The 25,680-nt window shown below is 70.8% G+C and carries 23 protein-coding genes and 1 tRNA gene; 18 read left to right on the plus strand and 6 right to left on the minus strand.

What is annotated here, in order from left to right:
• Window positions 1-89: 89 nt before the first annotated feature.
• The 9 genes from BV453_RS03425 (at window position 90) to BV453_RS03465 (ending at window position 10,875) form a co-directional block, all read left to right on the plus strand.
• Complete coding sequence (locus BV453_RS03425) at window positions 90-2,342, plus strand: DNA polymerase III subunit gamma and tau (RefSeq protein WP_249520889.1); 2,253 nt, start codon at window positions 90-92, stop codon at window positions 2,340-2,342.
• Window positions 2,342-2,935 carry a recombination mediator RecR gene (gene recR, locus BV453_RS03430; protein WP_025104255.1) on the plus strand — a complete coding sequence of 198 codons (594 nt, stop codon included), beginning with the start codon at window positions 2,342-2,344 and terminating at the stop codon, window positions 2,933-2,935. The genes BV453_RS03425 and recR overlap by 1 nt, the downstream gene beginning before the upstream one ends.
• Window positions 2,932-3,846: a DMT family transporter gene (locus BV453_RS03435; RefSeq protein WP_249520890.1), complete on the plus strand. Its 915-nt coding sequence runs from the start codon at window positions 2,932-2,934 to the stop codon at window positions 3,844-3,846. Before recR ends, BV453_RS03435 begins: the two co-directional genes overlap by 4 nt.
• Before the next feature lie 81 nt (window positions 3,847-3,927).
• Complete coding sequence (locus BV453_RS03440) at window positions 3,928-5,208, plus strand: aspartate kinase (RefSeq protein ID WP_085606491.1); 1,281 nt, start codon at window positions 3,928-3,930, stop codon at window positions 5,206-5,208.
• Window positions 5,209-5,457: 249 nt separating this feature from the next.
• Window positions 5,458-6,528 (plus strand): aspartate-semialdehyde dehydrogenase, encoded by a 1,071-nt coding sequence (locus BV453_RS03445; protein WP_249520891.1) that lies wholly within the window; start codon window positions 5,458-5,460, stop codon window positions 6,526-6,528.
• Window positions 6,529-6,574: 46 nt separating this feature from the next.
• Window positions 6,575-8,047: a malate:quinone oxidoreductase gene (locus BV453_RS03450; RefSeq protein WP_374209021.1), complete on the plus strand. Its 1,473-nt coding sequence runs from the start codon at window positions 6,575-6,577 to the stop codon at window positions 8,045-8,047.
• 9 nt (window positions 8,048-8,056) lie between these two features.
• The gene (locus BV453_RS03455; RefSeq protein ID WP_062636208.1) at window positions 8,057-8,710 is read left to right on the plus strand and encodes a thymidine kinase; all 654 of its coding nucleotides are present in this window, start codon (window positions 8,057-8,059) and stop codon (window positions 8,708-8,710) included.
• A gap of 154 nt (window positions 8,711-8,864) precedes the next feature.
• The gene (locus BV453_RS03460) at window positions 8,865-9,587 is read left to right on the plus strand and encodes a FadR/GntR family transcriptional regulator (protein WP_025104261.1); all 723 of its coding nucleotides are present in this window, start codon (window positions 8,865-8,867) and stop codon (window positions 9,585-9,587) included.
• A 10-nt stretch (window positions 9,588-9,597) separates the two neighbouring features.
• The gene (locus tag BV453_RS03465; protein ID WP_025104262.1) at window positions 9,598-10,875 is read left to right on the plus strand and encodes an alpha-hydroxy acid oxidase; all 1,278 of its coding nucleotides are present in this window, start codon (window positions 9,598-9,600) and stop codon (window positions 10,873-10,875) included.
• A gap of 85 nt (window positions 10,876-10,960) precedes the next feature.
• Here BV453_RS03465 and BV453_RS03470 read toward each other — a convergent pair whose 3' ends face one another.
• From BV453_RS03470 to BV453_RS03490, 5 genes are all read right to left on the minus strand, one after another.
• Entirely contained in the window at window positions 10,961-11,728 is a 768-nt protein-coding gene (locus BV453_RS03470; RefSeq protein ID WP_126894485.1) for an HAD-IIB family hydrolase, read from the minus strand.
• A complete protein-coding gene (locus tag BV453_RS03475; RefSeq protein WP_126894486.1) occupies window positions 11,725-12,201 on the minus strand; it encodes a VanZ family protein in 477 nt (158 codons plus the stop codon). The genes BV453_RS03470 and BV453_RS03475 overlap by 4 nt, the downstream gene beginning before the upstream one ends.
• 68 nt (window positions 12,202-12,269) lie before the next feature.
• Window positions 12,270-12,346, minus strand: a tRNA-Pro gene (locus tag BV453_RS03480).
• A 119-nt stretch (window positions 12,347-12,465) separates the two neighbouring features.
• Window positions 12,466-13,407: a metallophosphoesterase gene (locus BV453_RS03485; RefSeq protein WP_126894487.1), complete on the minus strand. Its 942-nt coding sequence runs from the start codon at window positions 13,405-13,407 to the stop codon at window positions 12,466-12,468.
• Window positions 13,398-15,959: a transglycosylase domain-containing protein gene (locus tag BV453_RS03490; protein ID WP_025104266.1), complete on the minus strand. Its 2,562-nt coding sequence runs from the start codon at window positions 15,957-15,959 to the stop codon at window positions 13,398-13,400. Before BV453_RS03490 ends, BV453_RS03485 begins: the two co-directional genes overlap by 10 nt.
• An 89-nt stretch (window positions 15,960-16,048) precedes the next feature.
• Between BV453_RS03490 and BV453_RS03495 the strand changes: the two genes are divergently transcribed.
• Entirely contained in the window at window positions 16,049-16,273 is a 225-nt protein-coding gene (locus BV453_RS03495; RefSeq protein ID WP_025104267.1) for a hypothetical protein, read from the plus strand.
• Complete coding sequence (locus tag BV453_RS03500; RefSeq protein WP_025104268.1) at window positions 16,270-16,728, plus strand: RidA family protein; 459 nt, start codon at window positions 16,270-16,272, stop codon at window positions 16,726-16,728. Before BV453_RS03495 ends, BV453_RS03500 begins: the two co-directional genes overlap by 4 nt.
• A gap of 98 nt (window positions 16,729-16,826) precedes the next feature.
• Here the strand turns inward: BV453_RS03500 and acs are convergent, their stop codons facing one another.
• Window positions 16,827-18,794: an acetate--CoA ligase gene (gene acs / locus BV453_RS03505; protein ID WP_249520892.1), complete on the minus strand. Its 1,968-nt coding sequence runs from the start codon at window positions 18,792-18,794 to the stop codon at window positions 16,827-16,829.
• A gap of 399 nt (window positions 18,795-19,193) precedes the next feature.
• Between acs and BV453_RS03510 the strand changes: the two genes are divergently transcribed.
• From BV453_RS03510 to tmk, 7 genes are all read left to right on the plus strand, one after another.
• The gene (locus tag BV453_RS03510) at window positions 19,194-20,198 is read left to right on the plus strand and encodes a TadA family conjugal transfer-associated ATPase (protein WP_249520893.1); all 1,005 of its coding nucleotides are present in this window, start codon (window positions 19,194-19,196) and stop codon (window positions 20,196-20,198) included.
• Window positions 20,192-21,091: a type II secretion system F family protein gene (locus tag BV453_RS03515; protein WP_249520894.1), complete on the plus strand. Its 900-nt coding sequence runs from the start codon at window positions 20,192-20,194 to the stop codon at window positions 21,089-21,091. The genes BV453_RS03510 and BV453_RS03515 overlap by 7 nt, the downstream gene beginning before the upstream one ends.
• A 37-nt stretch (window positions 21,092-21,128) precedes the next feature.
• Complete coding sequence (locus tag BV453_RS03520; RefSeq protein ID WP_025104272.1) at window positions 21,129-21,329, plus strand: DUF4244 domain-containing protein; 201 nt, start codon at window positions 21,129-21,131, stop codon at window positions 21,327-21,329.
• The gene (locus BV453_RS03525; protein WP_249520895.1) at window positions 21,326-21,706 is read left to right on the plus strand and encodes a TadE family type IV pilus minor pilin; all 381 of its coding nucleotides are present in this window, start codon (window positions 21,326-21,328) and stop codon (window positions 21,704-21,706) included. The genes BV453_RS03520 and BV453_RS03525 overlap by 4 nt, the downstream gene beginning before the upstream one ends.
• Entirely contained in the window at window positions 21,706-22,035 is a 330-nt protein-coding gene (locus BV453_RS03530; protein WP_249520896.1) for an Rv3654c family TadE-like protein, read from the plus strand. Before BV453_RS03525 ends, BV453_RS03530 begins: the two co-directional genes overlap by 1 nt.
• 78 nt (window positions 22,036-22,113) lie before the next feature.
• Complete coding sequence (topA, locus tag BV453_RS03535) at window positions 22,114-24,975, plus strand: type I DNA topoisomerase (protein WP_249520897.1); 2,862 nt, start codon at window positions 22,114-22,116, stop codon at window positions 24,973-24,975.
• Entirely contained in the window at window positions 24,972-25,601 is a 630-nt protein-coding gene (tmk, locus tag BV453_RS03540) for a dTMP kinase (RefSeq protein WP_025104276.1), read from the plus strand. The genes topA and tmk overlap by 4 nt, the downstream gene beginning before the upstream one ends.
• The last annotated feature ends 79 nt before the right edge of the window (window positions 25,602-25,680 follow it).

A 25,680-nucleotide genomic window follows, 5' to 3' on the forward strand; every position in this document is an offset into this window, starting at 1 on the left:
GCGGACGCACGCAGAGGGGTGGCTCGCGTGAAAGGGGCCGGGTCGACCGGGAGGGGAGCAACGTCGGTGGCACGCCGTAGGCTGGAGGGGTGACCACAGCCCTCTACCGCCGCTACCGACCCGAGACGTTCGGCGAGATGATCGGGCAGTCGCAGGTGACCGATCCGCTCATGACCGCGCTGCGTGGCGACCGCGTCGGCCACGCCTACCTGTTCTCCGGCCCGCGCGGTTGCGGCAAGACCACCTCGGCGCGCATCCTCGCCCGGTGCCTGAACTGCGCGGAGGGACCGACCGACACCCCCTGCGGGACCTGCCCGAGCTGTGTCGAGCTGTCCAGGGCGGGCGGCGGATCGCTCGACGTCGTCGAGATCGACGCGGCGAGTCACAACGGCGTCGACGACGCGCGCGACCTGCGCGAGCGGGCGACCTTCGCCCCGAGCCGCGACCGCTTCAAGATCTTCATCCTCGATGAGGCGCACATGGTCACCCCGCAGGGCTTCAACGCGCTGCTGAAGCTGGTCGAGGAGCCCCCGCCGCACGTCAAGTTCATCTTCGCGACGACGGAGCCCGAGAAGGTGCTCGGCACGATCCGCTCGCGCACCCATCACTACCCGTTCCGGCTGGTCCCGCCCGCCGCGATGCTCGACTACGTCGAGAAGCTCTGCGCGGAGGAGGGGGTCATCGTCGAGCAGGGCGTCCTCCCGCTCGTCGTCCGCGCCGGGGGTGGCTCGCCCCGCGACACCCTGTCGCTGCTGGACCAGCTCATCGCGGGATCAGACGCCCCTGCCGGCTCGGAGACTGTCACCGTCGGCTACGCGCGCGCGGTCGCGCTGCTCGGGTACACCCACGGGGCCCTCCTCGACGAGATCGTCGATGCGCTGGCGGCGGGCGACGCCGCGACCGCCTTCCCGGCCATCGACCGCGTCGTGCAGACCGGACAAGACCCGCGTCGCTTCGTCGACGACCTCCTGGAGCGCCTGCGCGACCTCATCGTGATCGCCGCCGTGGGCTCCGGTGCCTCCGCCGTGCTCCGCGGGATCGCCGAAGACGAGCTCGACCGCATGCGCCGCCAGGCAGAGTCGTTCGGCGCCGCGCGGCTCTCCCGTACGGCAGACGTGGTCAGCGCGGCTCTCGACGACATGTCCGGAGCCACGTCGCCCCGCCTCCACCTCGAGCTCATGGTGGCCCGCGTCCTCGCCGCATCCGGGGGGTCGACCTCGTCCGGAGCGCCCGCGTCGGGCGCGCTGCAGCCGCCGGCCACGACGCCCCCGCCGGTGATCCCGCCCGCGGCCGCGGCGCCGTCTCCCACGGCTGCGCCCGGCACGGAGACCGCGCCGGCAGTGCCCTCGACGCCCGCGGCACCGGCTCCCTCCGCGCCGGCCGTCTCCGCCCCGGTGGCCGCCGCTGAACCCGAGCGCTCCCCGGAGCCCGAGCCGGCGCCGGAACCCGCCCGTCCCGCGGAGCCCGACCCCACGCCGGCTCCGGCCCCGGCGTCGTCCGCGCCGTCCGCCCCCGTCACGTTCGACCGCGTCCGCGACGCCTGGCCTGCCGTGCTGAAGCGCCTCGAAGGCATCAGCCGCACGTCCTGGCTGCTCGCCACCGCCGTGCAGCCGCTGGCCTACGACGGCGACTCCGAGGTCCTGACCCTCGGATTCACGAGTCAGCACGACGTCGCGAAGTTCAAGGGGACCACGCCCGGCTCCGGACCGTCCGACCACCTCCGCACGGCCATCGAGCAGGAGGTCGGGGTGCGGGTCAAGTACCTGCCGGCCCCGATGCCGCCCGGCGGTGCGCCGCGGCAGCCCGCCTCCTCGGGATCCGCCGCCCCGGCCGACACCGCTCCCGCATCGGAGCCTGCGTCAGCGCGTCCCTCCCGCCCGCAGACCCGCGCCGCCGCGGCCCCCGTGACGGAGTGGGCGGTCGCACCCATCCCGACGACAGCGGCCGCCGCGCCCGCAGCGCCCCTCGCCGTCGACGACGAGCCGGAGGAGGTCGAGGCCGCCTCCGCCGCCCCGACCCCGCCGGCCGACGGCAGGATCGATCGCGGTGAGCCGCCGCTGCCCGGCGACGACGACGCTCCCGCGTTCGACGAGGAGCCGCCGTACGATCCGGCCTACGAGCCCTCGGCTCCGTACGACCGCCCTCCCTCCCCACGCGCGACTCCGGCGGCGGCCCCGCAGGCGGCCGCCCGTACGGCCCCCGCGGCCGCTCCACCGGTCGTCGTCGAGCGGACCCCCGCCGCCGGCGGCGTGCAGCGCTACGGAGAGGCCGTGATCCGCCAGGTGCTCGGCGCGACGTTCCTTCGCGAAGAGCCCTATGAGCCCCCCACGAGGTTCTCCTGATGTACGACGGCATCGTCCAAGAGCTGATCGACGAGTTCGGCCGCCTTCCCGGCATCGGCCCGAAGTCGGCGCAGCGTATCGCGTTCCACATCCTGCAGACGCCGACGTTCGACGTCGCCCGGCTCGCCGAGCTGCTGACCGAGATCCGCATCCGGGTCCGCTTCTGCGAGATCTGCGGCAACGTCGCGGAGCAGGAACGCTGCGCGATCTGTCGCGACCCTCGCCGCAACCAGGCGCTGATCTGCGTGGTCGAGGACGCGAAGGACGTCGCGGCGATCGAGCGCACGCGGGAGTTCCGCGGCCTGTACCACGTGCTCGGCGGCGCGATCAGCCCCATCGCGGGCATCGGGCCGGACGACCTCCGGATCGCGCAGCTCATGACGCGGCTCGCCGACGGCACCGTGCAGGAGGTCATCATCGCCACGAACCCCAATCTGGAGGGCGAGGCGACGGCGAGCTACCTGAGCCGGCTCCTGACGACGATGCAGATCACGGTCTCGCGGCTCGCCTCGGGCCTCCCGGTCGGCGGCGACCTCGAGTACGCAGACGAAGTGACGCTCGGCCGGGCCTTCGAGGGCCGGCGGGTGCTGTGACCCCGCAGTCCGGCTTCTCCCGCCGGGGCTGGCTGCTCTTCGGGGCCATGGCCCTGCTCTGGGGCGTTCCCTACCTCTTCATCAGCGTGGCGGTGGATTCGATCTCCCCGCCGGCGATCGTGGCGGGACGGACGCTGATCGCCGCCCTCCTCCTGCTGCCGTTCGCCCTGCGCAGCGGCGCCCTTCGCGCGGCGCTCCGGCACTGGCCGTGGGTGCTGGCCTTCGGGGCCGTGGAGATGGCCGGACCGTTCCTCCTCCTCGGGCATGCCGAGATGACGCTGCCCTCCGGCATGACCGGACTCCTCGTCGCGACCGTGCCGCTGTTCGCCGCCCTCATCGCGCTGGGCGGTGGCGACCGCGGCGTGCTGCGTCCCGCCCGCGGCATCGGCCTGCTGGTCGGCTTCGTCGGCGTCGCCATCGTCGTGGCGGGGCCGGGGCTCTTCGGGGGAGAGGTGAGTCTGCTCGCGGCCGGGGAGGTGCTGCTCGTCGCGGTGCTGTACGCGATCGCGCCGTTCATCGTGGCGCGCAAGCTGAACGACGTGCCCTCGCTCGGCACGATCACGCTGTCCCTGCTCATGATCGGCATCTTCTATCTCCCGATCGGTCTGCTCACGCAGCACGAGGTGCCGACGCTCCCGTCGATCGGCGCCCTCCTCGCCCTCGCCGTCATCTGCACGGCGCTGGCGTTCCTGGCCTTCTTCGCGCTGATCCGCGAGGTCGGACCGGTCAGGGCGCCGCTGTTCACCTACGTGAACCCCGTCGTGGCGATCGTGCTCGGCGCCATCGTGCTCGCCGAGCCCCTCACCCCGGGGCTCCTCCTCGGATTCCCGCTGATCATCGTTGGCTGCTGGTTCGCCGCCACCGGAGGGCGCCTGCGCCCGGTGACGCCCGTCACGCACGCCCCCGCCTGAGCCGTCACATGCGCGGGGCGGCATGCGCGCCGATCGTAGAATGACCGTGGGCGGATCCGCCCGACATCCCAGGGAGTGAACGTGGCCCTCATCGTGCAGAAGTACGGCGGCTCGTCCGTCGCCGACGCAGAGAGCATCAAGCGCGTCGCCAAGCGCATCGTCGACACCCGTCGCGCAGGTCACGACGTCGTCGTCGCCGTGAGCGCCATGGGCGACACGACCGATGAGCTGCTCGACCTCGCGAACGAGGTCGCGCCGATCCCGGCGCCGCGCGAACTCGACATGCTCCTCTCCAGCGGCGAGCGGATCTCGATGGCGCTGCTGGCGATGGCGATCCACTCGATGGGCTTCGAAGCGCGGTCGTTCACCGGCAGCCAGGCCGGCATGATCACCGACTCGCAGCACGGCGCGGCGCGCATCGTCGACGTCACGCCCGTGCGACTCCGCGAGGCGCTCGACGAGGGCGCCATCGTCATCGTCGCCGGCTTCCAGGGGTTCAACCGCGACACCCGCGACATCACCACGCTCGGCCGTGGCGGATCGGACACGACGGCCGTCGCGCTGGCGGCCGCGCTGTCGGCGGACGTCTGCGAGATCTACAGCGATGTGGACGGCATCTTCACCGCCGACCCGCGCGTGATTCCGAAGGCGCAGAAGCTCGACCACGTCTCCAGCGAGGAGATGCTGGAGCTCGCAGCCAACGGCGCCAAGGTCCTCTACATCCGTGCCGTGGAGTACGCCCGCCGGCACGGCGTCCTCATCCACGCCCGGTCGACGTTCTCGTCGGCCGAGGGCACATACGTTCTGGGCGAGGGTATGAAGAACCCTCGCGAAGCCGAGGGAGCAGTCATGGAAGAACCGATCGTCGCCGGCGTCGCCACCGACTTCAGCCAGGCCAAGATCACCGTCGCCGGGGTGCCCGACGTCCCGGGCAAGGCGGCCGAGATCTTCAAGATCGTCGCGAAGTCCGGCGCCAACGTCGACATGATCGTGCAGAACGTCTCCGCCACCGGGCGCACGGACATCTCCTTCACGGTCCCCAAGGCCGACGCCGCTGCCGCGCTCAAGGCCCTCGCCGGTGAGCAGACCGAGGTCGGCTTCCAGAACCTCGTCCACGACGACCAGATCGGCAAGCTGTCCGTGGTCGGCGCGGGGATGCGCACGCACTCCGGTGTCTCGGCGACCCTGTTCGAGGCCCTGTCCGCCGGCGGCATCAACATCGAGATGATCTCCACCTCGGAGATCCGCATCTCGGTCGTGCTGCGCGACACCGACCTCACCGAGGCCGCCCGCACCGTGCACACCGCCTACGGTCTCGACGGCGACGCGGAGGCCACGGTCCACGCCGGCACCGGCCGCTGACCCCACGCCAGCACGCCACGCCAGCTCAGGCGTTCGCGCGGGTTCAGGCGGCCCTGTCCACGCGTGCGTGTTGTCCCGCGTTCGCCTGATGTACCGGGGGCGCGTGCCTTCGTGAAACGGACGGGCTTCGGGGTGGTCGTGGCGCGATAGACTCGCGGAAACCCTGACACCGGCGCCAGGCGCAGCATCAGCATCCCGACGCCGCGCCCGAAGCCTCGTACGCCGTACCGCACGAAGCCAAGGAACATCATGACCCGCATCTCCGAATCAGGACTCTCCGTCGCCATCGTCGGCGCCACCGGCCAGGTGGGCACCGTGATGCGCGAGATTCTCGCGGAGCGTTCGTTCCCGATCCGCGAGCTGCGGCTGTTCTCGTCGGCGCGTTCCGCGGGCACGGCGATCGAGTTCGGCGGACAGACGGTCATCGTCGAGGACGTCGAGGCCGCCGACCCGTCCGGGATCGACATCGCGCTGTTCTCCGCCGGTGCCACCGCCAGCCGCGCCTACGCCCCCCGCTTCGCCGAGGCCGGCGCCGTGGTCGTCGACAACTCCAGCGCCTGGCGCATGGACCCCGAGGTCCCCCTCGTCGTCAGCGAGGTCAACCCGCACGCGATCGACGACCGGCCCAAGGGCATCATCGCGAATCCGAACTGCACCACGATGGCGGCGATGCCGGTGCTGAAGGTCCTCGACGCCGAGGCCGGCCTGGAGCGCCTGATCGTGTCGACCTACCAGGCGGTGTCCGGCTCCGGACTCGCCGGCGCCCAGGAGCTGCTCGGCCAGGTCGAGGGCGTGCTCGCGCAGGGCGACACCCTCCGCCTCGTGCACGACGGCTCCGCGGTCGACTTCCCCGAGCCCGAGAAGTACGTCGCGCCGATCGCCTTCGACGTGATCCCGTTCGCGGGGAACCTCGTGGACGATGGCGACAACGAGACCGACGAGGAGAAGAAGCTCCGCAACGAGAGCCGGAAGATCCTCGAGCTGCCCGACCTCCGCGTCGCCGGTACCTGCGTCCGCGTGCCGGTGTTCACGGGCCACTCGCTGTCGATCCACGCCGAGTTCTCCCGCGACCTGACGCCCGAGCGCGCCACGGAGGTGCTGAGCGCGGCGCCCGGCGTCGTGCTCGACGAGGTGCCGACCCCGCTGCAGGCCGCGGGCAAGGACCCGAGCTTCGTGGGCCGCATCCGTGCCGACCAGTCGGCTCCGGAGGGCAAGGGTCTCGTGCTCTTCATCAGCAACGACAACCTCCGCAAGGGGGCGGCGTTGAACGCGGTGCAGATCGCCGAAGTGCTCGCCGAGCGCCTCGCCCCGGTGTCCTGACCGCCCGGTGGTCGGCGGGGTCCTGCCCGCGAACTAGACTGTTCGGGTGACTGAAAACGTCGATGTCGTCCTGATCGGCGGTGGCATCATGAGCGCCACCCTGGGAACCCTGCTGCACGAGCTGCAGCCGGACTGGAAGATCGTCGCCTTCGAGCGGCTGTCGGACGTGGCGCAGGAGAGCTCGAACCCCTGGAACAACGCCGGGACCGGGCATGCCGCCCTGTGCGAGCTGAACTACATGCCGCAGCAGGGCGACGCTCCGCTCGACCCCGCCAAGGCGATCTCGATCAACGAGCAGTTCCAGCAGAGCCGCCAGTTCTGGTCCTCCCTCGTGGAGAAGGGCGTGCTGGACGAGCCGACGACCTTCATCAACGCGACGCCGCACATGACGTTCGTGCGGGGTGAGAAGGACGTGGCCTACCTCAAGAAGCGCTATCAGGTGCTCAAGGAGCAGCCGCTGTTCGCCGGCATCGAGTACAGCGAAGACTCCCGCGTCATCAACCAGTGGGCGCCGCTGCTCATGCAGAAGCGGCGGAAGGGCGAGCCGTTCGCGGCCACCCGGGTGCCCGCCGGCACCGACGTCGACTTCGGCGCGCTCACGCATCAGCTCTTCGATCACCTGCGTGACTCGGGCGTCGCCGTGCGCACGAACCACGAGGTCAAGTCGCTCAAGCGTCAGAAGGACGGCACCTGGCTCATCAAGTACCGCACGACGGTCGGCCGCACCCCGAACGAGATCAAGGCGAAGTTCGTGTTCGTCGGGGCCGGGGGCTGGGCGCTGAAGCTCCTGCAGAATTCCGGCATCCCTGAGATCAAGGGCTACGGCGTCTTCCCGATCGGCGGCCAGTTCCTCAAGACGACGAACCCGAAGATCGTCGCGCAGCACAAGGCGAAGGTCTACTCGCAGGCCTCGGTCGGCGCGCCGCCAATGTCGGTCCCGCACCTCGACACGCGTGTCGTCGACGGCGAGGCATCGCTGATGTTCGGGCCGTTCGCGACGTTCAGCCCGAAGTTCCTCAAGAACGGCTCGATGCTCGACATCGTCACGCAGGTCCGGCCGCACAACCTCTGGCCGATGCTGCGGGTCGCCTTCGCCAATCCCGACCTCATCACGTACCTCATCAGCGAGCTGATGAAGAACCACCGCAAGAAGGTCGACAGCCTCCGCACGTTCATGCCGACGGCCAAGGACGAGGACTGGACGCTCATCGACGCCGGTCAGCGCGCGCAGGTCATGAAGAAGGACCCGAAGAAGGGCGGCGTGCTGCAGTTCGGCACCGAGGTGGTCGCCTCGGGCGACGGCTCGATCGCCGGTCTCCTCGGTGCATCCCCCGGGGCTTCGACCGCCGTGCCGATCATGCTCGACCTGCTGAAGAAGTGCTTCCCCGGCGAGTACCCGGGGTGGGAGTCGCAGCTGCGTGAGCTCATCCCCACCTTCGGCCGGAAGCTCAACGGCGACGCGGAGCTCGCGGAGGAGTCGACCGCCGCGACTGCCGCCGTCCTCGGCATCAACGTCTGACCTGGGCCCGTGGCGAAGCTCTACTTCCGCTACGGCGCGATGAACTCGGGCAAGTCGACCGCTCTGCTGCAGGTCGCCTACAACTACGAGGAGCGCGGCCAGCACGTGCTCCTCGCCAAGCCCGCGATCGACACCAAGGGCGCGGGGCAGATCGAGAGTCGCCTCGGCGTCACGCGGCCGGTCGACTTCCTCGTCGGTCCGGACGATGACGTGCGCGCGCTCTTCGCGGTCCACCGCGAGCGGATGCAGCGGTCCACGGAGGAGGAGCTCCTCCCGACCGGCCCGATCGACGTGGCCTGTCTCCTCATCGACGAGGCGCAGTTCCTCACGCCGACACAGATCGACGACCTGTTCCGCATCGCGGTGGAGGACGGCATCCCGGTGATGGCCTACGGCATCCGCAACGACTTCCGCACCCACGCGTTCCCCGGCTCCGCCCGGCTCCTGGCCATCGCGCACTCCCTGGAGGAGCTCAAGACGATCTGCCGCTGCGGGCGCAAGGCGGTGTTCAACGGCCGCGTGGTCGGCGGACGCTTCGTGTTCGACGGCGACCAGGTCGCGATCGACGAGGGCGCCGACGGTTCCGCCTCGCCCGAGCTCACGACCTACGAGTCGCTGTGTGGCACCTGCTATCTGGAGGAGTCCGGCGGCCGTCTCGGCTGACCCGCCGACCCACCCCCTTCCGGTCGCCCCACCCCTCTGCGTGCGTACGCACCGGGCCGGGACGCACGGAGAGGGGTGGCTCGCGCGCGCCGCATCGCCGCATTGCGTGGTCTGACCACACGCGCTAACCTGTGGTCTGACCACAGGAGGCGGGATGACGGAGCAGCCGGCGCGTGCATGGCGACTCGTGCTCGAGCACATCGAGCGTGACCTGCTCGACGGTCGTCTCGGCCCGGGGGACCGGCTGCCGTCCGAACGGGACCTCGCGAGCGACCTCGGCGTCGGGCGGTCGAGTGTGCGAGAGGCGTTCCGGGTGCTCGAGGTGCTCGGCCTCATCCGCACCGCAACCGGCTCCGGGCCGCAGGCGGGCGCCATCGTCATCGCGACCCCCACCGGCGGGATGTCGGCGCTCCTGCGGCTCCAGGTGGCCGCGCAGGGCTTCCCGCTCGATGACGTCGTCCGCACGCGGCTCGTGCTCGAGGACGCGGTCGTCGACGCCATGGCATCAGCCGCCCACCGGGACACCGTCCGGGCGCACGAGCTGCTCACGGCCATGGACGACGGCGCCCTCACTCCGGCCGAGTTCCTGGCCCTCGACGCGCAGCTGCACCTCTCCCTCGCGGAGGGCAGCGGCAACACCGTCATCGCGGCGATGATGGCGGGCCTCCGCTCCGCCATCGAGTCGTACGTGCTCGCGGGCGCGGCGACCGTCGACGACTGGGACCGCATGGCCGACCGCCTGCGGTCCGAGCACCGTGCACTGGTCGCGGCGATCGACGCGGGCGAGGTCGACACCGCCCGGCGCCTGGTCCGCGCCCACATCACCGGCTACTACACCGCCGCGGGCCTCACCCGCGCTATCACCCCGCAGAACTGAGAGGCAGAACATGGTCCAGCGCCAGCTCCCCAACCCCGCCGAGCTGTTGGAGCTCATGAAGTTCAAGAAGCCCGAGCTCGACGGGCGCAAGCGCCGTCTCGACGCCGCGCTCACCATCGACGATCTGCGCACGATCGCCAAGCGCCGCACACCGAAGGCCGCCTTCGACTACACGGACGGCGCGGCCGAGGGCGAGCTCTCGCTGAGCCGCGCCCGTCAGGCGTTCCAGGACGTGGAGTTCCACCCCGGCATCCTCAAGCCGGCGCCGGACGTCGACACGGCCGTCGAGATCCTCGGCGGTCCGTCCGCGCTCCCGTTCGGCATCGCGCCGACCGGCTTCACCCGGCTCATGCAGACCGAGGGCGAGGTCGCGGGTGCCGGAGCCGCGGCCGCCGCGGGCATCCCGTTCACGCTGTCCACCCTCGGGACCACCTCGATCGAGGACGTCAAGGCGGCGACGGTCCGGGAGCCGCAGGGCCCCGTGCCCGGTCGGAACTGGTTCCAGCTCTACGTCATGCGCGACCGCGAGATCTCGTACGAGCTCGCCCGCCGCGCCGCCGCCGCGGGCTTCGACACCCTGCAGTTCACCGTCGACACACCGGTCGCCGGCGCCCGTCTCCGCGACAAGCGCAACGGCTTCAGCATCCCGCCGCAGCTCACCCTCGGCACGATCATCAACGCCATCCCGCGGCCCTGGTGGTGGTTCGACTTCCTGACCACCCCGAAGCTGGAGTTCGCGTCGCTGAGCACGACCGGCGGCACCGTGGGCGAGCTCCTCGACGCGGCGATGGACCCGACGATCAGCTACGACGACCTCGCCGTCATCCGCGACATCTGGCCCGGCAAGATCGTCATCAAGGGCGTGCAGAACATCGAGGACTCCGTGCGCCTGCGGGACGCGGGTGTCGACGGCATCGTGCTGTCGAACCACGGCGGGCGCCAGCTCGACCGCGCCCCGATCCCGTTCCACCTCCTGCCCGAGGTCCGGCGTGCGGTCGGCGACGACTTCACGGTCATGATCGACACCGGCATCATGAACGGCGCCGACATCGTGGCGTCCGTCGCGCTCGGTGCCGACTTCACGCTGATCGGCCGTGCGTACCTCTACGGCCTGATGGCGGGAGGTCGTCAGGGCGTCGACCGCACGATCGCCATCCTGCGCGGCGAGATCGAGCGCACGATGCGGCTGCTGGGCGTGGCCTCGCTCGCGGAGCTCGAGCCCGGGCACGTGACCCAGCTCACCCGTCTGGTGCCCGTCTCCCGCGCGGCCGGCGTCGAGGTGCACTGACCCCTCTGCACGACCAGACCACGCCTGCACGACGGATTCGATCCTCCCGTCGTGCAGGCGGGTCGACGTCGTGCGAACCTGCGCGTCAGACCCGGGTGGAGAGGGTCGGCAGGAGAGCCTCGAGGCGGGCCGCCGTGTCCTCCCAGCCCTCGACGGCCACCGACGGCACGCCCAGCGCGAGGACGGGGTAGTCGTTGCCGCCCTCGTCGAGACGGTCGCCGTAGAACAGCATCGCCGTGAGCTCGATCCCGGTGTGCGTGGCGAGCTGTCGCATGCCGAACGCCTTGTCGATGCCGGCGCGGGTGATGTCGATGGAGGTCGAGCCGCCGGAGCGCACCTCGAGGCCAGGAAGCCGCGCGGCGACGGCATCGCGCAGGGCGCCGCGCTTCGCGCCGGTCGGATCCCAGGCGTGCTTGGCGTCACGCGGTGCCTGCTGGCCGAGGGCCGAGAACGTGATCTGCGAGCCGCGGTCCTCGAGGATCTCGCCCCAGGGCTCGGCCTCCCAGAGCCCGAGGCGCTCCGCCTCCTCGCGGAGGGCCGTGAGGGCGGCGGACTTCTCCTCGTCGCTCAGATCGTGGGCGTACACGGCTACGAAGTCGCTGCCGTCATGCCGCAGGTATCGCGTGCCGCACGTCGGAAGCAGGTGCAGGCGGGCGAGCGCCTCCGGGTCGGCGTCCGCGAGCTGCGCGACGACCTGCGTGCGGAACTGCGCCTCGTTGCCCCCGGAGATGATGGCGACGTCGACGGATCGGAGCAGCTCGTTCAGGAGCGCGGCGATCCGCGGGTCGATCGTGCCCTTGGACGGCGCGAGCGTGTCATCGAGGTCGAAGGCGACGAGAGAGGGCGATGTCATGATGCCTCCACTGTAGGTGTTCGCGGCCGGGAGGAGGGTGTGGTGGCGAGCAGCGTGCAGAACACCGCGATGACGATGCCGATCGTCGCCCCAGTGGAGTTGGCCAGCACGTCGCTCACGGTCGCGGCGCGGTGGGGGAGTGCCAGGTACTGCGCCGTCTCGATCACAAGCGAGAGGGTCGGGCCCACGAGCAGCGACAGCGGCCAGAGCCGACGGGGAAGGAGCAGGAACGCGAGGATGCCGACGGGGACGAAGACGATGACGTTCGCGAGGATCTCGAGGCGCGTGAAGTCGAGGCCCGTCCAGCCGACGCGGTGGAGTGCGCCGAGGGCGAGGTCCACCACGGAGGGCATCGTCTGCTCCACCCGCGCGGGCGTGAGCGTGAGGAACGCGATGCCGGCGAGGAACGGCAGCCCGAGAGCGAGCGCCCAGATGCGCGTCGAACGACGCGGCGGCGGCAGGAGCCTCCCCATGCGTTCCCCTCTCGCACGACATCCCGATACAGAGAAGGCCGCCCCTGCGGGCGGCCTTCTCGTGTCACTGGTCGGGGTGACAGGATTTGAACCTGCGACCTCTTCGTCCCGAACGAAGCGCGCTACCAAGCTGCGCCACACCCCGTTTTGCAACCCTCCGAGTCTACAGCGAAATGCCTCCAGCACCGAATCGAGCGCGCACATCCGCGTGGCGCGCCGTGCGGGAGCCCTCGGCACGGGGATCCGCGCCCGTGTCGTACGGGCTCAGGCGCGCGGGGTCAGGGTGAGCAGCGTCGCCTCGGGGCGGCACGCGAAGCGCACGGGGGCGTAGATCGAGTGTCCGCAGCCGGCGCTCACGTTCAGCGGCGCCGAACGCCCGTCGTGCGTCCAGGTGCTCAGCCCCTTGGCCTGCTTGAGGGGGATGTCGCAGTTGGCGACGAGCGCGCCATACCCGGGGAGGCACACCTGGCCCCCGTGCGTGTGTCCGCCGAGGATCGCGTCCGCGCCGAGGTCGACGAAGCCGTTGAGCACCCGCTGATAGGGGGCGTGCGTCACCCCCAGCACGGGAGCACCGCCCGGGCGGGGACCGAGGCCGGCCAGGGCGTCGGGGAGCAGGTCCAGCCGATCCCAGTCGCGATGCGCGTCGTTCACGCCGAACAGGTCGACGGGCGCTCCGCGGACGGTCAGCCGAGCCGCGGCGTTGTTCAGATCGGCCCAGCCGAGCTCGTCCGTGAAGTAGTCGTCCATCGCGGCGGTGTCGAGCAGAGCCGGCTGTCGGATCTTCTGAGACGGGCCCGCGAAGTAGCGCAGCGGATTGCGCGGCGTGGGGACGTTGACGTCGTTCGACCCGTGCACGAACACACCGGGGATGCCGGCGAGGGGAGCGAAGGCGCGACGGATCCCCTGCAGCCCGTCCTCGTGACCGAGGTTGTCGCCGGTGTTGACGATGAGGTCGGGCTGAAGCTCGGCGAGCGAGGCGAGCCAGTCCTGCTTCCGACGCTGCCAGGGCGCCATGTGCGCATCGGACAGGTGCAGGATGCGCAGCGGCTCCGCGCCGGCGGGAAGGGCCTCCGCCGTCACCTCCCGCACGGTGAACAGGTAGCGCTCGATCCCGATGCCCCACACCGCGGCGGCCGCACCGACGGCCCCCACCGCGCCGAGCGCGATGAGGGCCGGGTGTGCCGCGCGGGGCGCGCCTACTTGCACGTCACCCTGATCGGCGTGGACTTCGTGGCCGCGGTGTTCGCGGCCGGGTCCGTCGAGGTCACCTTGGCATCGTCCGCGTTGCACGATCCGGCGCGCTCGACCGACGTGAAGCCGGCTGCGATCAGCGCGGCGTTCGCGGCGGTCGGAGACTGGCCGGTGACGTCGGGGACGGTCGCTCCGTCACCGTTGCTCGGCGAGATCGTGATGGTGGCGCCCGACGGAGCCTGACCACTGGGATCCTGCGCGACGACGATGTTGGTCGCCTTGTCGCTGTCGACGGGATCGCCCACCGAGACGGTGAACCCGGCACGCTCGAGGGTGGCCGTCGCCTCCTCCACCGTCTGTCCGACCACATCGGGCACGTCCACCCGGATCTGCCGGATGAGGTTGCCGTCGGGCTGTGGGAAGGCGTCGCCGCCGTAGACCATGTTGGCCGCGTGCTGAGCCGCCCTCGCCAGCGGATAGCGCACCTCGTTGAGGAGGTGGCTGCCGGTCCAGACGTTGAAGACGTTGTCGTGGTTGCCGTTCGACCGGCCGGCCCAGACCGCGGTCGCGACCTTGGTGCTCGACTCGATCATCATCGTCGACCAGAGGTCGTGGGTACCGGTCTTGCCGATCAGCGGCGTGCCGTCGAACGGGTTGGCCCTGGCACCGGTGCCTCCGCCGGCCATGACGCCCTGGAGCGCGTAGGCGGCGGTCGCGGCGACCTCCGGGGCGAGCACGCCCTCGGTGCACGAGGCCTTGGGAAGCTCGCGCTCCTTGCCCTCCGCGTCGATCACCTTGTCGATCGCGCGCGGCGTGCAGTACGTGCCGCCGCTCGCGACGGTGGCGTACGCGTTGGCCATCGCGATGGGGGAGATGTTCTTCGGGCCGAGCACGTCGTACGGCACGTTCTCCTCGGTGACCTTGTTGCCGTTGGCCAGCGTGACGCCCATCTTGTCGGCGACCTTGTTGATGTCGCAGACGTCGAGCTTGGCCGCCATGGCGAAGTAGCCACTGTTGAGCGACTGGGCCGTGAAGGTCATCGGGGTGCCGGGGTAGCCGCGGCTGCGGCCGAAGTTGCCGATCTCCGCCGTGTTCGTCGCCTGCGGGCTGCCGCAGACGGGGATCCGCAGATTGGTCTGCACGGTGCCGTTCAGGTTCTCCCGGACGGAGTGCCCCTTCTCGAGCCAGTCGATGAGGGTGAACAGCTTGTACGTCGATCCCACCTGGAAGCCGCCGGACTTGCCGTACTTCTGGTCACCGGCGAACACGAGGGAGGAGTACGCCTGATCGGTGGTCGGCGTCTCCGAGAACATCGTGTTCTGGGTGATCGAGAGGATGCGACCGGTGCCGACCTCGATGGAGACACCCGCGGCGCCGAAGTACTTGTTGTCGAAGTTGGCCGGGACGACGTTGGCCATCTCCTCGGCGGCCGGGTCCTGCACACGGAAGTCGAGCGACGTGTAGATCTTCAGGCCACCGCGGCGGAGCAGATCCCGACGGTCCTGGATGTCCTCGCCGAAGGCCTCGTCGTTCTCGATGATCGACTTCACGTACTGGCAGAAGTAGGCGTTGCGCCCGGCCGCCGCACAGCCCTGGACGGGAACGGTGATCGCCGGCTCGATCGCCGAGGCCATCGCCTCGTCGTACTGGGCCTGGGTGATCTTCTTGTCGGCGAGCATGCGCCCGAGGACGTAGTCACGACGGTCCTTGGCGTCCTTGTAGCCGTCCTCCGCGGAGTTGTGGGCGACGCCGTCCTTGGTCGTGTACGTGCCCTCCGGCTTGTCGATCCGGTAGGTGTTCGGGTTCTGCACGATGCCGGCGAGGGTCGCGGCCTGGGCGACGCTGAGCTTGCTGGCGGACGTGGAGAAGTAGTAGCGCGACGCGGCCTCGATGCCGTAGACCGTGCCGCCGAAGTTCGCGATGTTCAGGTAGCCGAGGAGGATCTCGTTCTTCGAGTAGTCCTTCTCGATCTGGATGGCGTAGCGCATCTCCTGGAGCTTGCGCTCGATGCCGTCGACGCCCGACGCGTTGGTGGCGTCCTGCCAGCACTGCTGCAGCTCGTCCGCATAGGTCTCGGAGGCGGTGCTGACGTTCTGCTCGCACTGCTGGATGCGGACGTTCTTCACGAACTGCTGGCTGATGGTCGAGGCGCCACGGCTCGAGGTGCCGCGCACGTTGTCGACGAGGGCCTTCACCGTCGCGCCGAGGTTGACCCCGCCGTGGGTGTAGAAGTTCTTGTCCTCACTCGAGAGGATCGCGTCGTAGAGGACCGGCGAGACTTCCTCGTACTTCACCGGGACGCGGTTCTGCTCGTAGAACGACGCCAGCACGACCGGCTTGCCCTCGGGGTTCGTGGCGTAGATGGTCGACTGCTCCATGGGAGTGTCGACCTTCAGCACCTCGGGAAGCTCATCGAAGATGGTCAGCGCCGTGGTGCCGGCGACGCCGGTCATCGCGAGGACGGGGGTGACGCTGGCGGTGACCAGCAGACCGGCGATGGCGCTCAGTCCGACGAGCCCGACGAGACCGCCGAGCACGCCCTTCACCGTGCGGTTCTTTTGGGGCATACGCTTGATCGTAGGGGAGTTCCCTGAATACCGGCTTTGACGAGCGCGGCCCGGTCTGCCCTGGACGCGCCCTGATCGACAGGAGTGCCATGACCACGTGGGAGTACCTCACCACGCCGCTGCTGATCCACAACACCGCGGCCATCCTCAACAACTGGGGCAAGCAGGGCTGGGAGCTCGTCCAGGTGGTGCAGGGCCCCGAAGGCGGTCTGGTCGCCTACTTCAAGCGCCCCGTGACCACGGACGGCTCGACCAACGCCGGTCTCGCCGCCGCCGCCGAGGCCTCGCGCCAGTTCGAGGGAGGCCAGGCATGAGCATCGCCGCCCGCCTCTCCGAGCTCGGCATCGAGCTGCCCGCCGTCGCCGCTCCGGTCGCCGCCTACGTGCCGGCCGTCGTGCACGGCGGCCTCGTCTACACGTCGGGCCAGCTCCCGTTCGTCGACGGCGCCCTCCCCGCGACCGGCAAGGTCGGCGCGGAGGTGTCCGCCGAGGACGCGAAGGCGTACGCGCGGACGTGCGCTCTGAACGCGCTGGCCGCCGCGGCCGACGTCGCGGGCGGCGTGGACCGCATCGCGGGCGTCGTCCGGGTAGGCGGGTTCGTCGGCTCGGCGGAGGGCTTCACCGGACAGCCCGGCGTCATCAACGGCGCGAGTGAGGTGCTCGGCGAGATCTTCGGCGAGGAGGGCCGGCACGCGCGTGCCGCCGTCGGCGTCGCCGAGCTCCCGCTCGGCAGCCCCGTCGAGGTCGAGGTCACGTTCCGCCTCGCATAGTTCCCGCGCCCGGCACGCCGAGACCCCGGGCACACGTCGAGACCCCCTGCTGCAGACGTCTGCAACAGGGGGTCTCGACGTGAACCCGGGGTCTCGCGTTACTTGACCTGGGCGGAGATGATGCTCATCACGGCCGTGTCCGCGAGCGTCGTCGTGTCGCCGACCTCGCGACCCTCGGCCACGTCGCGGAGCAGGCGCCGCATGATCTTCCCGGAGCGGGTCTTCGGCAGCTCGCCGACGATGTAGACGTCACGCGGACGGGCGATCGCGCCGATCTGCTCGCCCACCCAGAGCCGCAGCTGCTGCGCGAGTCCCGCCGGGTCGTGCGCGGAGAGGTAGCTCTCCTTGATGATCACGAACGCCACGACCGCCTGACCCGTGGTCTCGTCCGAGGCGCCGACGACGGCGGCCTCCGCGGTGGCCTCGTGCGCGACGAGCGAGGACTCGATCTCCGCGGTCGACAGGCGGTGACCCGAGACGTTCATCACGTCGTCGACGCGTCCGAGCAGCCAGAGCTCGCCGTCCTCGTCGAGCCGCGCGCCGTCGCCGGCGAAGTAGTAGCCCTGCTTCTCGAACTTCTCCCAGTAGGTCTCGCGGAAGCGCTCCGGGTCGCCCCAGATGCCGCGCAGCATGCTCGGCCACGGTTCGGTGATGACGAGGAGCCCGCCGTTGCCGTTGCCGACCTCGACGCCCTGCTCGTCCACCACGTCGATCGAGATGCCGGGCAGCGGCACCTGGGCGGAGCCGGGCTTCGTCGCGGTGATGCCGGGGAGCGCCGACACCATGATCGCGCCGGTCTCGGTCTGCCACCACGTGTCGACGATCGGGGTCGTGCCGGCGCCGATGACCTCGCGGTACCACATCCAGGCCTCGGGGTTGATGGGCTCGCCCACTGAGCCGAGCACGCGCAGCGAGGACAGGTCGAACTTCTGCGGGACGCTGCGACCGATCTTCATGAACGAGCGGATCGCGGTCGGGGCCGTGTAGAAGATCGAGACCTTGTACTTCTCGATGAGCTCCCACCAGCGGCCGGGGTGCGGGGTGTCGGGCGTGCCTTCGTAGAGCACCTGGGTCGCGCCGTTCGCGAGCGGACCATAGGTGACGTAGCTGTGTCCGGTGATCCAGCCGATGTCGGCGGTGCACCAGTAGACGTCGGTCTCCGGCTTCAGGTCGAAGACGTTCTTGTGCGAGTACGCCGCCTGGGTGAGGTAGCCGCCGGAGGTGTGCAGGATGCCCTTCGGCTTCCCCGTCGTGCCCGAGGTGTACAGGATGAAGAGGGGGTTCTCGGCGGGGAACGCCTGCGCCGTGTGGTCGGCCGAGGCCGCGGGGACGACGTCGTGCCACCAGAGGTCGCGGCCTTCCGTCCACTCCACCTCGTTCTCGCCGCGCTTGACCACGAGCACGTGCTCGACGGTCTGCTGCTCGCCCTCGCCGCGGTCGGCCAGCGCCTGGTCCACCGCCGGCTTCAGCGCGGAGACGCGGCCCTTGCGGTACCCGCCGTCCGCGGTGATGACGAGCTTGGCGCCGGCGTCGTCGATCCGGGAGCGCAGGCTGTCCGCGCTGAACCCGCCGAAGACGACCGAGTGGATGGCGCCCACGCGCGCCACGGCGAGCATCGCGGCGATCGCCTCGGGGATCATCGGCAGATAGATCGCGACGCGGTCGCCCTGCCCGATGCCGAGACCCTCGAGCACGTTCGCGACGCGCTTGACCTCGTCCGTCAGCTCGGCGTAGGTGATGCGGCGGCTGTCGCCGGGCTCGCCCTCCCAGAAGAGCGCCACGCGGTCTCCGTTGCCGGCCTCGACGTGCCGGTCGAGGCAGTTGTAGGCCACGTTGAGCTCGCCGTCGTCGAACCACTTGGCGAAGGGCGGGTTGCTCCAGTCGAGGACCTGGGTGAAGGGCTTGTGCCAGTGCACGAGCTCGCGCGACTGATCGGCCCAGAAGCCCTCGCGATCCGCGGCGGCGCGCTCGTAGAGCTCTTTCGAGGCGACGGATTGGGCGGCGAACTCCTCCGACGGCGCGAAGCGCCGGGTCTCGTCGAGAAGGTGATCGATCTGACTGCTCATCGGCAGGCGCTCCTTTGCGGCGTTCGGGTCGTGCAGGCATGGCCGCAGGGGGAGTGCGACCAGGTCAGGGTGAATCTATCCCCGGCCCCCACCGTCGAATACTGCCGAAAGTCAGTAGTCGGGTGGGTTTTGTCAGGACGGTCGCCTTGCGTACACTCGACGACAGCCGAAATCTCATTCCGGCCTTGGCGTGCCCGATTCCCCCGATCGAGAGCCGCCGTGGGCGGCACCTCATTCCCCCCGTGAGGTGCCGCCCTTTCTCATGGGAGCGCTCCCGATTCGCGCTCGCTTCGCGATCGGCTCCTCCACTGCGGGAGACGGCGCCGGCTTGTGCACACGCGCCGCGGGAGCCCGGGCACCGCGCGGTCCAGGTGGGCGGCTGCGGCCTACCGTCGCCGTATGCCTGACCGATTCGTCATCCAGCCGCGCTCGTCCGAGACGCGCGCGGCGCCACGCTCGCCGCAGGAGGCTCTCCGGAGCGAGCCGGCTTTCGCCCCGCTCGCGCCGTTCATCGACGACGAGGTCACGGACGTGTTCCTGAACGGCGCGGACGCGCTGTTCGTGGACAGGGGGAGGGGCGCGGTACGTGTTCCGGAGTGGCGGGCGACGGAGCGGGAGGTCCGGGAGCTCGCCGTGGCGCTCGTCGCGATCGGCGGGCGACACCTCGACGATCAGACGCCGTGCGTCGACGTCCGCCTCGGGTCCGGGGTCCGGGTGCACGCCGCGCTGGCTCCGGTGTCGGCGCGAGGCACAGCCCTGTCGATCCGCGTCCCTCGCGTGCATGCCGCCGACCTCGATGCGCTCGCGGCGCGCGGAGCGTTCGATCCGCGCCAGCGGCGATGGCTCGGCGCGCTGGTCCGCGACCGGGCGAACCTCCTCCTCACCGGGGGCACGGGCTCCGGCAAGACGACGCTGCTGTCGGCCCTGCTGTCGGAGGTCCCGCCCGAGGAGCGCATCGTCACCATCGAAGACGTCGCGGAGCTGCGGCCCCGGCATCCGCACCATGTCGCTCTGGAGGCCCGGCAGGCCAACCTCGAAGGCGCCGGTGAGATCGATCTGGCGCGGCTGGTGCGGGAGTCCCTGCGCATGCGGCCCGACCGCCTCGTGGTGGGCGAATGCCGAGGAGTGGAGGTGCGGGAGCTGCTCACCGCGCTCAACACCGGGCACGACGGCGGCGCCGGCACTCTGCACGCCAGCGGTCTGGCCGACGTCCCCGCGCGGTTGGAGGCCCTGGGAGCGCTCGCCGGCATGGACGCGGTAGCGCTCGCGCGTCAGGCGGTGAGTGCCTTCACCATCGTGTTGCACCTGGAGCGGGCTCGGGATGGCATCCGACGCATCGCGAAGGCCGGCCGTCTCGCGCTCGCGGGCGACCGCCTGACGATCGAGGAGGTCGAGCCGTGGTGACGCTCCGTGTGCCGCGTCCGGCGTCGGCGGCCGGTCCGCATGTCGCCGATTCCGTCCAGACGCTCGCGGTGCTCCTGCAGGCCGGGGCGATCCCCCTCGTCGCCTGGAGGCACCTCGCGGGCACGGGAGACCCCGCCGCGACGGCGGTGCTCGAACGAACGCGCGAGGGCATGCCGCTGGTGTCCGCGATCGAGGCGCAGGGTGGCATGTGGACGGAGCTGGCGGCGGCGTGGGAGGTCGCCACGACGGTGGGGGCACCGCTGGCCGACGTGCTCCGCACCATCGCCGAGGCGCTGCGCGATGCCGCGTCGGCGGCCGACGATGTCCGAGTGGCTCTCGCCGAGCCTGCGGGGACGGCGCGACTGCTGCTGTGGATGCCGCTGGCCGGTCTGCTGCTCGGCGCCGCGCTGGGATTCGACACCCTGGGCGCGATCATCGGTAACCCGCTCGGGGGCGTATGCGTCGTCGCGGGGCTGCTGCTGGTCGCGGCCGCTCGGCTCTGGATACGGCGGCTGCTGCGCCAAGCACGCCCAGCGCCGGGCACGCCGGGCATGGCCGCGGAACTCGTCGCGGTGGCGCTCGCCGGCGGCGCACCGATCGACCGCGCCGTCGCGCTCGTCACCGAGACCGGCGTCGTCGACCCCGCCGAGCGCGACCGCGTCGGCCAGGTGCTCGAGCTCTCCCGCGCGGCCGGCGTCCCCGCCGTTGAGCTGCTGCGCGCGGCGGCGGCGCAGGACCGGCATCGCGCCAGGGTGCACGGGCGTCTCCGCGCCGCGCGTCTCTCCACGCGCCTGCTGCTTCCGCTCGGCGTCTGCACGCTGCCGGCGTTCCTCCTGCTCGGTGTGGCGCCCCTCCTGCTCAGTGTGCTCGCCTCCACGCCGCTGCCGACCTGACCCTTCCGTGATCACCGACAAAGAAAGAGGTACGAAGATGAACGACACGCTCCCCACCCTGGACCGGCGCCGCGCCAGGGCGCTCTTCGGAGACGACACCGGCGCGGCGACCGCCGAATACGCCATCACTACCATGGCCGCGGTCGCCTTCGCCGGTCTGCTCGTGGCGATCATGCGCTCGGACGAGGTGCGGGGCATCCTCACCGGTCTCGTCCGTCGAGCCCTGACCGTGTCATGACGCACGGCGGACACGACGCTCGCGCGACCGCGGCACCGGCAAGGTGGCGGGGCGACCGCGGTGCCGTCGCGGCGGAGCTCGCCCTGGCGCTGCCGGCCATCGTGCTGGTGCTGCTGCTGGGGGCGGGAGCTCTCCTGGCGGCGTCGCGGCAGGTCGCGCTGCAGGATGCTGCCGCCGACGCCGCCCGACTGCTCGGTCGTGGCGAGGACGCGGCGGCGGCTGCCCGGGTCGTCCACGAGGCGATCCCGGGTGCCGGTACCGCGTTCGCCCCTGCCGGCGACCTCGTGTGCGCCACGGCGACGCTCCGGGTGTCGCTCGGAGCGGTCATCAGCGTCCCGCTGCGTGCCTCGAGCTGCGCCCTGGACGGGGGCCGCTGATGGCGGGGTCGGCGCTCGCGGCCGCGCTCCTCGTGGTGAGCGCCACGCTGTCCGTCGGTCTCGCGGCGGTGGGCGGTGCGGCGGTCACGGCACAGCGTGCGGCGGGCGCGGCCGACGCCGCCGCGCTCGCCGCCGCCGATGCCGCGAGCGGCGCGGTGCCGACGCCGGACGAGCCCTGTGCGTTGGCCGCCAGGGTCGCCGCGGCGAGCGGGGCGGCCCTGACGAGCTGTTCGCTGGAAGGGTATGTGGCGACCGTGTCGGTGGAGGCGGCGTACGCTGGACTCGCTGCCGTCTCCCGCGCTCGTGCCGGGCCACCCGAGGAACCATGACGGCGGCTCTACCCCTCGCCCGCTGTGAACGACCCCTGATAGCGGTGTGTATGGTGTGCTTCGAAGAAAGGACGCCCCTTGGCTGAAGGCAAGAAGCTCGTCATCGTCGAGTCCCCGACGAAGATGCGGTCTATTCAGGGATACCTCGGCGACGGTTACGAGGTGCTCAGCTCCGTCGGCCACATCCGCGATCTCGCCGACAAGAAGGACATCCCGGCCGAGGACAAGAAGGCGTACGGCAAGTACTCCATCGACATCGACAACGGCTTCGACCCTTACTACGTGGTGTCGGACCGCAAGACCAAGACGGTCGCCGAGCTCAAGCGCGCGCTCAAGCACGCGGATGAGGTCCTGCTCGCCACTGATGAGGACCGCGAGGGCGAGGCCATCGCCTGGCACCTGCTGGAGACGCTCAAGCCCAAGGTGCCGGTCAAGCGCATGGTCTTCCACGAGATCACCAAGGACGCGATCCAGGCCGCTGTCGGCAACACCCGTGAACTCGACCACGCCCTCGTCGATGCGCAGGAGACCCGCCGCATCCTCGACCGCCTCTACGGGTGGGACGTCTCGCCCGTGCTCTGGTACAAGGTCAAGACCGGGATCTCGGCCGGCCGCGTGCAGTCCGCCGCGACCCGCCTGATCGTCGACCGCGAGCGCGAGCGCATGGCCTTCGTCTCCGCGGAGTACTGGGACGTCGACGCCGATGCGGCCGCGACCGGCACGTCGTTCCGCATCCGCCTGGTGCGCGTGGACGGCGGCCAGCTCGCCCGCGGCTCCGACTTCGACGACACCGGGAAGCTCAAGAAGGCGGTCGTGGTCCTCGACGAGGCGAAGGCGGCGACCCTTGCGCGCGCCGTCGACGCCGCCGGGGCGGGAACCGTCACCAAGGTCGAGGCCAAGCCGGGAACCCGCAGCCCCTACGCGCCCTTCACGACCTCCACCATGCAGCAGGAGGCGGGCCGCAAGCTCTCGATGAGCGCGAAGCAGGCGATGAGCGTCGCCCAGCGCCTCTACGAGAAGGGGTACATCACCTATATGCGTACCGACTCCACGGCGCTGAGCACCCAGGCGGTGCAGGCGGCCCGGAGTCAGGCCGTGGCTCTCTACGGCGACAACGCGGTGCCGCTCAAGCCGCGCGTCTACAAGTCGAAGAGCAAGAACGCCCAGGAGGCGCACGAGGCGATCCGCCCGTCGGGGGAGAACTTCCGCACGCCGTCCTCGCTGTCCGGCGAGCTCGACCGCGAGGAGCAGCGGCTGTACGACCTGATCTGGAAGCGCACCGTCGCGAGCCAGATGTCGGACGCCAAGTACGAGACGACGACCGTCACCATCGCGGTCGAGGCGGACGGCCAGACGGCGGAGTTCACCGCCTCCGGCACGGTCTACACGTTCAAGGGTTTCCTCGAGGCGTACGAGGAGGGTCGCGACGAGAAGCGCAGCGACGCCGACGCCGCGGAGAACCAGTCCCTGCCCGCCGTCTCCGTCGGCGACGAGCTGGCCGTGTCCGCCGCGGAGGCGAAGGGTCACCGCACCACGCCGAAGCCGCGCTACACCGAGGCCTCGCTGGTGAAGGTGCTCGAGGAGAAGGGCATCGGCCGACCCTCGACCTTCGCCACGATCCCGGAGACCATCCTCGATCGCGGGTACGCGGTCAAGCGCGGCCAGGCCCTCGTGCCGACGTGGCTCGCGTTCAGCGTGGTGCGTCTGCTCGAGGAGCACTTCGCCGAGCTCGTCGACTACGACTTCACCGCGGCGCTCGAGGACGACCTCGACACCATCGCCCGCGGCGAGCAGAACCGTGTCGAGTGGCTGAAGTCGTTCTACTTCGGCTCCGACTCGCACGTGGGTCTGCGCCAGGTCGTCGACAACCTCGGCGAGATCGACGCCCGCGCGCTGAACTCGACGCGGATCACCGACACCGCGACGCTGCGCTTCGGCAAGTACGGCCCCTACCTCGAGGTGACGGACCCGAAGGATCCGGAGGCCAAGCCGCGCATCGTCAACGTCCCCGAAGATCTCGCGCCCGACGAGCTCACGGCGGAGAAGGCCCAGGAGCTCATCGACGCGCCGGTCGCCGGCGACCGTGTCCTCGGGGTGAACCCGGAGAACGGCAAGGTCGTCGTCGTCAAGGACGGACGCTTCGGCCCCTACGTGCAGGAGAACGATCCGGTCTCCGACGACGCCGTCGTCGATGAGGCCACCGGCGAGGTCGTCGACCTTCGACAGGCTCAGGCACCCAGCGCGAAGGGGAAGCGCGGTGCGAAGAAGGAAGCGGCGCCCAAGCCCCGCACCGCCTCGCTGTTCCGCTCGATGTCGGTCGACACGATCGACCTCGACACCGCGCTGCAGCTGCTGAGCCTGCCGCGCGTGGTCGGCGTCGACCCGGAGTCGGGCGACGAGATCACCGCGCAGAACGGCCGCTTCGGTCCGTACCTGAAGAAGGGTGCCGACTCCCGGTCGCTGGAGAGCGAGTCGCAGATCTTCGACGTCACGCTGGAACAGGCGCTGGAGATCTACCAGCAGCCCAAGTACGGCGCCCGCCGGGCGTCGAGCGCGCTGGCGGAGTTCGACGCCGACCCGGTGAGCGGCAAGCCCATCCGCGTGCGCGACGGCCGCTTCGGCCCGTACGTCACCGACGGTGAGACGAACGTCACCATCCCGCGCGGACAGACCCCGGACGACATCACGTTCGAGATCGCCGTGCAGATGCTCGCGGACAAGCGCGCCAAGGGTCCGGCACCCAAGCGGGGAGCGGCGAAGAAGGCTCCGGCCAAGAAGGCGCCGGCGAAGAAGACGCCGGCGAAGGCCTCCACGGCGAAGAAGTCCACCGCGGCGAAGACGTCGACCACGTCGGCAGCTCGCTCGGCGGCGGCCAAGAAGGCGGCGGTGACCCGGGCCGCGAACGCGGCGGCGAAGGCGGCAGAGAAGGCGGAGTCGTGACCGCAGGCCCCGGCCTCTGGATCACGCTGGAGGGCGGGGACGGCTCCGGGAAGACGACCCAGTCGAACCTCCTCGCCACGTGGCTCGAGCAGAGCGGTCGGACGGTCGTGCGCACCCGGGAGCCGGGCGGCTCCGAGGTCGGGCAGCTCATCCGAGACATCGTGCTCCACCACCGCGGTGACATCGCGCCGCGCGCGGAGGCGCTGCTCTACGCCGCCGACCGCGCGCACCACGTCGCGACGGTGGTGCGCCCCGCGCTCGCTCGCGGCGAGATCGTGCTGCAGGACCGCTATCTCGACTCCTCAGTGGCGTACCAGGGCGCCGGACGCGTCCTCGACGCCACGGAGATCCGCGACCTGTCGCTGTGGGCTGCGGAGGGTGCTCTTCCGGATCTCACCGTGCTCCTCGACCTCGATCCGGCCACGGCGCGCACGCGCCTCGACTCGGCCGACAAGCCGTTCGACCGGCTGGAGGCCGAGAAGGAGGCCTTCCACGCCCGTGTGCGCGACGCCTACCTCGAACTGGCCCGTGCGGAGCCCGCCCGCTTCCTCGTTATCGACGCCGCGGCGTCGCCCGAGCGCATCGCCGATCGGATCCGCGCCCGCGTCTCGGCGCTCTTCGACTGATCCTCCACAGAGAGGGCTTCGTCCGACGGGACGCACGGTCCGTCAGCGGGTGGTGGGAGCGTCGGCGGTCCCGATTAGG

It is taken from the genome of Microbacterium sp. ER1, from assembly GCF_023383675.1.
GTDB lineage: Bacteria > Actinomycetota > Actinomycetes > Actinomycetales > Microbacteriaceae > Microbacterium.

Coding starts and splice junctions, on each gene's coding strand:
- BV453_RS03460 (WP_025104261.1), top strand. CDS start 8,865: ATGACGGAGCAGCCGGCGCGTGCATGGCGACTCGTGCTCGAGCACATC.
- BV453_RS03510 (WP_249520893.1), top strand. CDS start 19,194: ATGCCTGACCGATTCGTCATCCAGCCGCGCTCGTCCGAGACGCGCGCG.
- BV453_RS03500 (WP_025104268.1), top strand. CDS start 16,270: ATGAGCATCGCCGCCCGCCTCTCCGAGCTCGGCATCGAGCTGCCCGCC.
- BV453_RS03525 (WP_249520895.1), top strand. CDS start 21,326: ATGACGCACGGCGGACACGACGCTCGCGCGACCGCGGCACCGGCAAGG.
- BV453_RS03445 (WP_249520891.1), top strand. CDS start 5,458: ATGACCCGCATCTCCGAATCAGGACTCTCCGTCGCCATCGTCGGCGCC.
- BV453_RS03475 (WP_126894486.1), bottom strand. CDS start 12,201: ATGGGGAGGCTCCTGCCGCCGCCGCGTCGTTCGACGCGCATCTGGGCG.
- BV453_RS03470 (WP_126894485.1), bottom strand. CDS start 11,728: ATGACATCGCCCTCTCTCGTCGCCTTCGACCTCGATGACACGCTCGCG.
- acs (WP_249520892.1), bottom strand. CDS start 18,794: ATGAGCAGTCAGATCGATCACCTTCTCGACGAGACCCGGCGCTTCGCG.
- BV453_RS03465 (WP_025104262.1), top strand. CDS start 9,598: ATGGTCCAGCGCCAGCTCCCCAACCCCGCCGAGCTGTTGGAGCTCATG.
- BV453_RS03495 (WP_025104267.1), top strand. CDS start 16,049: ATGACCACGTGGGAGTACCTCACCACGCCGCTGCTGATCCACAACACC.
- BV453_RS03530 (WP_249520896.1), top strand. CDS start 21,706: ATGGCGGGGTCGGCGCTCGCGGCCGCGCTCCTCGTGGTGAGCGCCACG.
- BV453_RS03490 (WP_025104266.1), bottom strand. CDS start 15,959: ATGCCCCAAAAGAACCGCACGGTGAAGGGCGTGCTCGGCGGTCTCGTC.
- BV453_RS03520 (WP_025104272.1), top strand. CDS start 21,129: ATGAACGACACGCTCCCCACCCTGGACCGGCGCCGCGCCAGGGCGCTC.
- recR (WP_025104255.1), top strand. CDS start 2,342: ATGTACGACGGCATCGTCCAAGAGCTGATCGACGAGTTCGGCCGCCTT.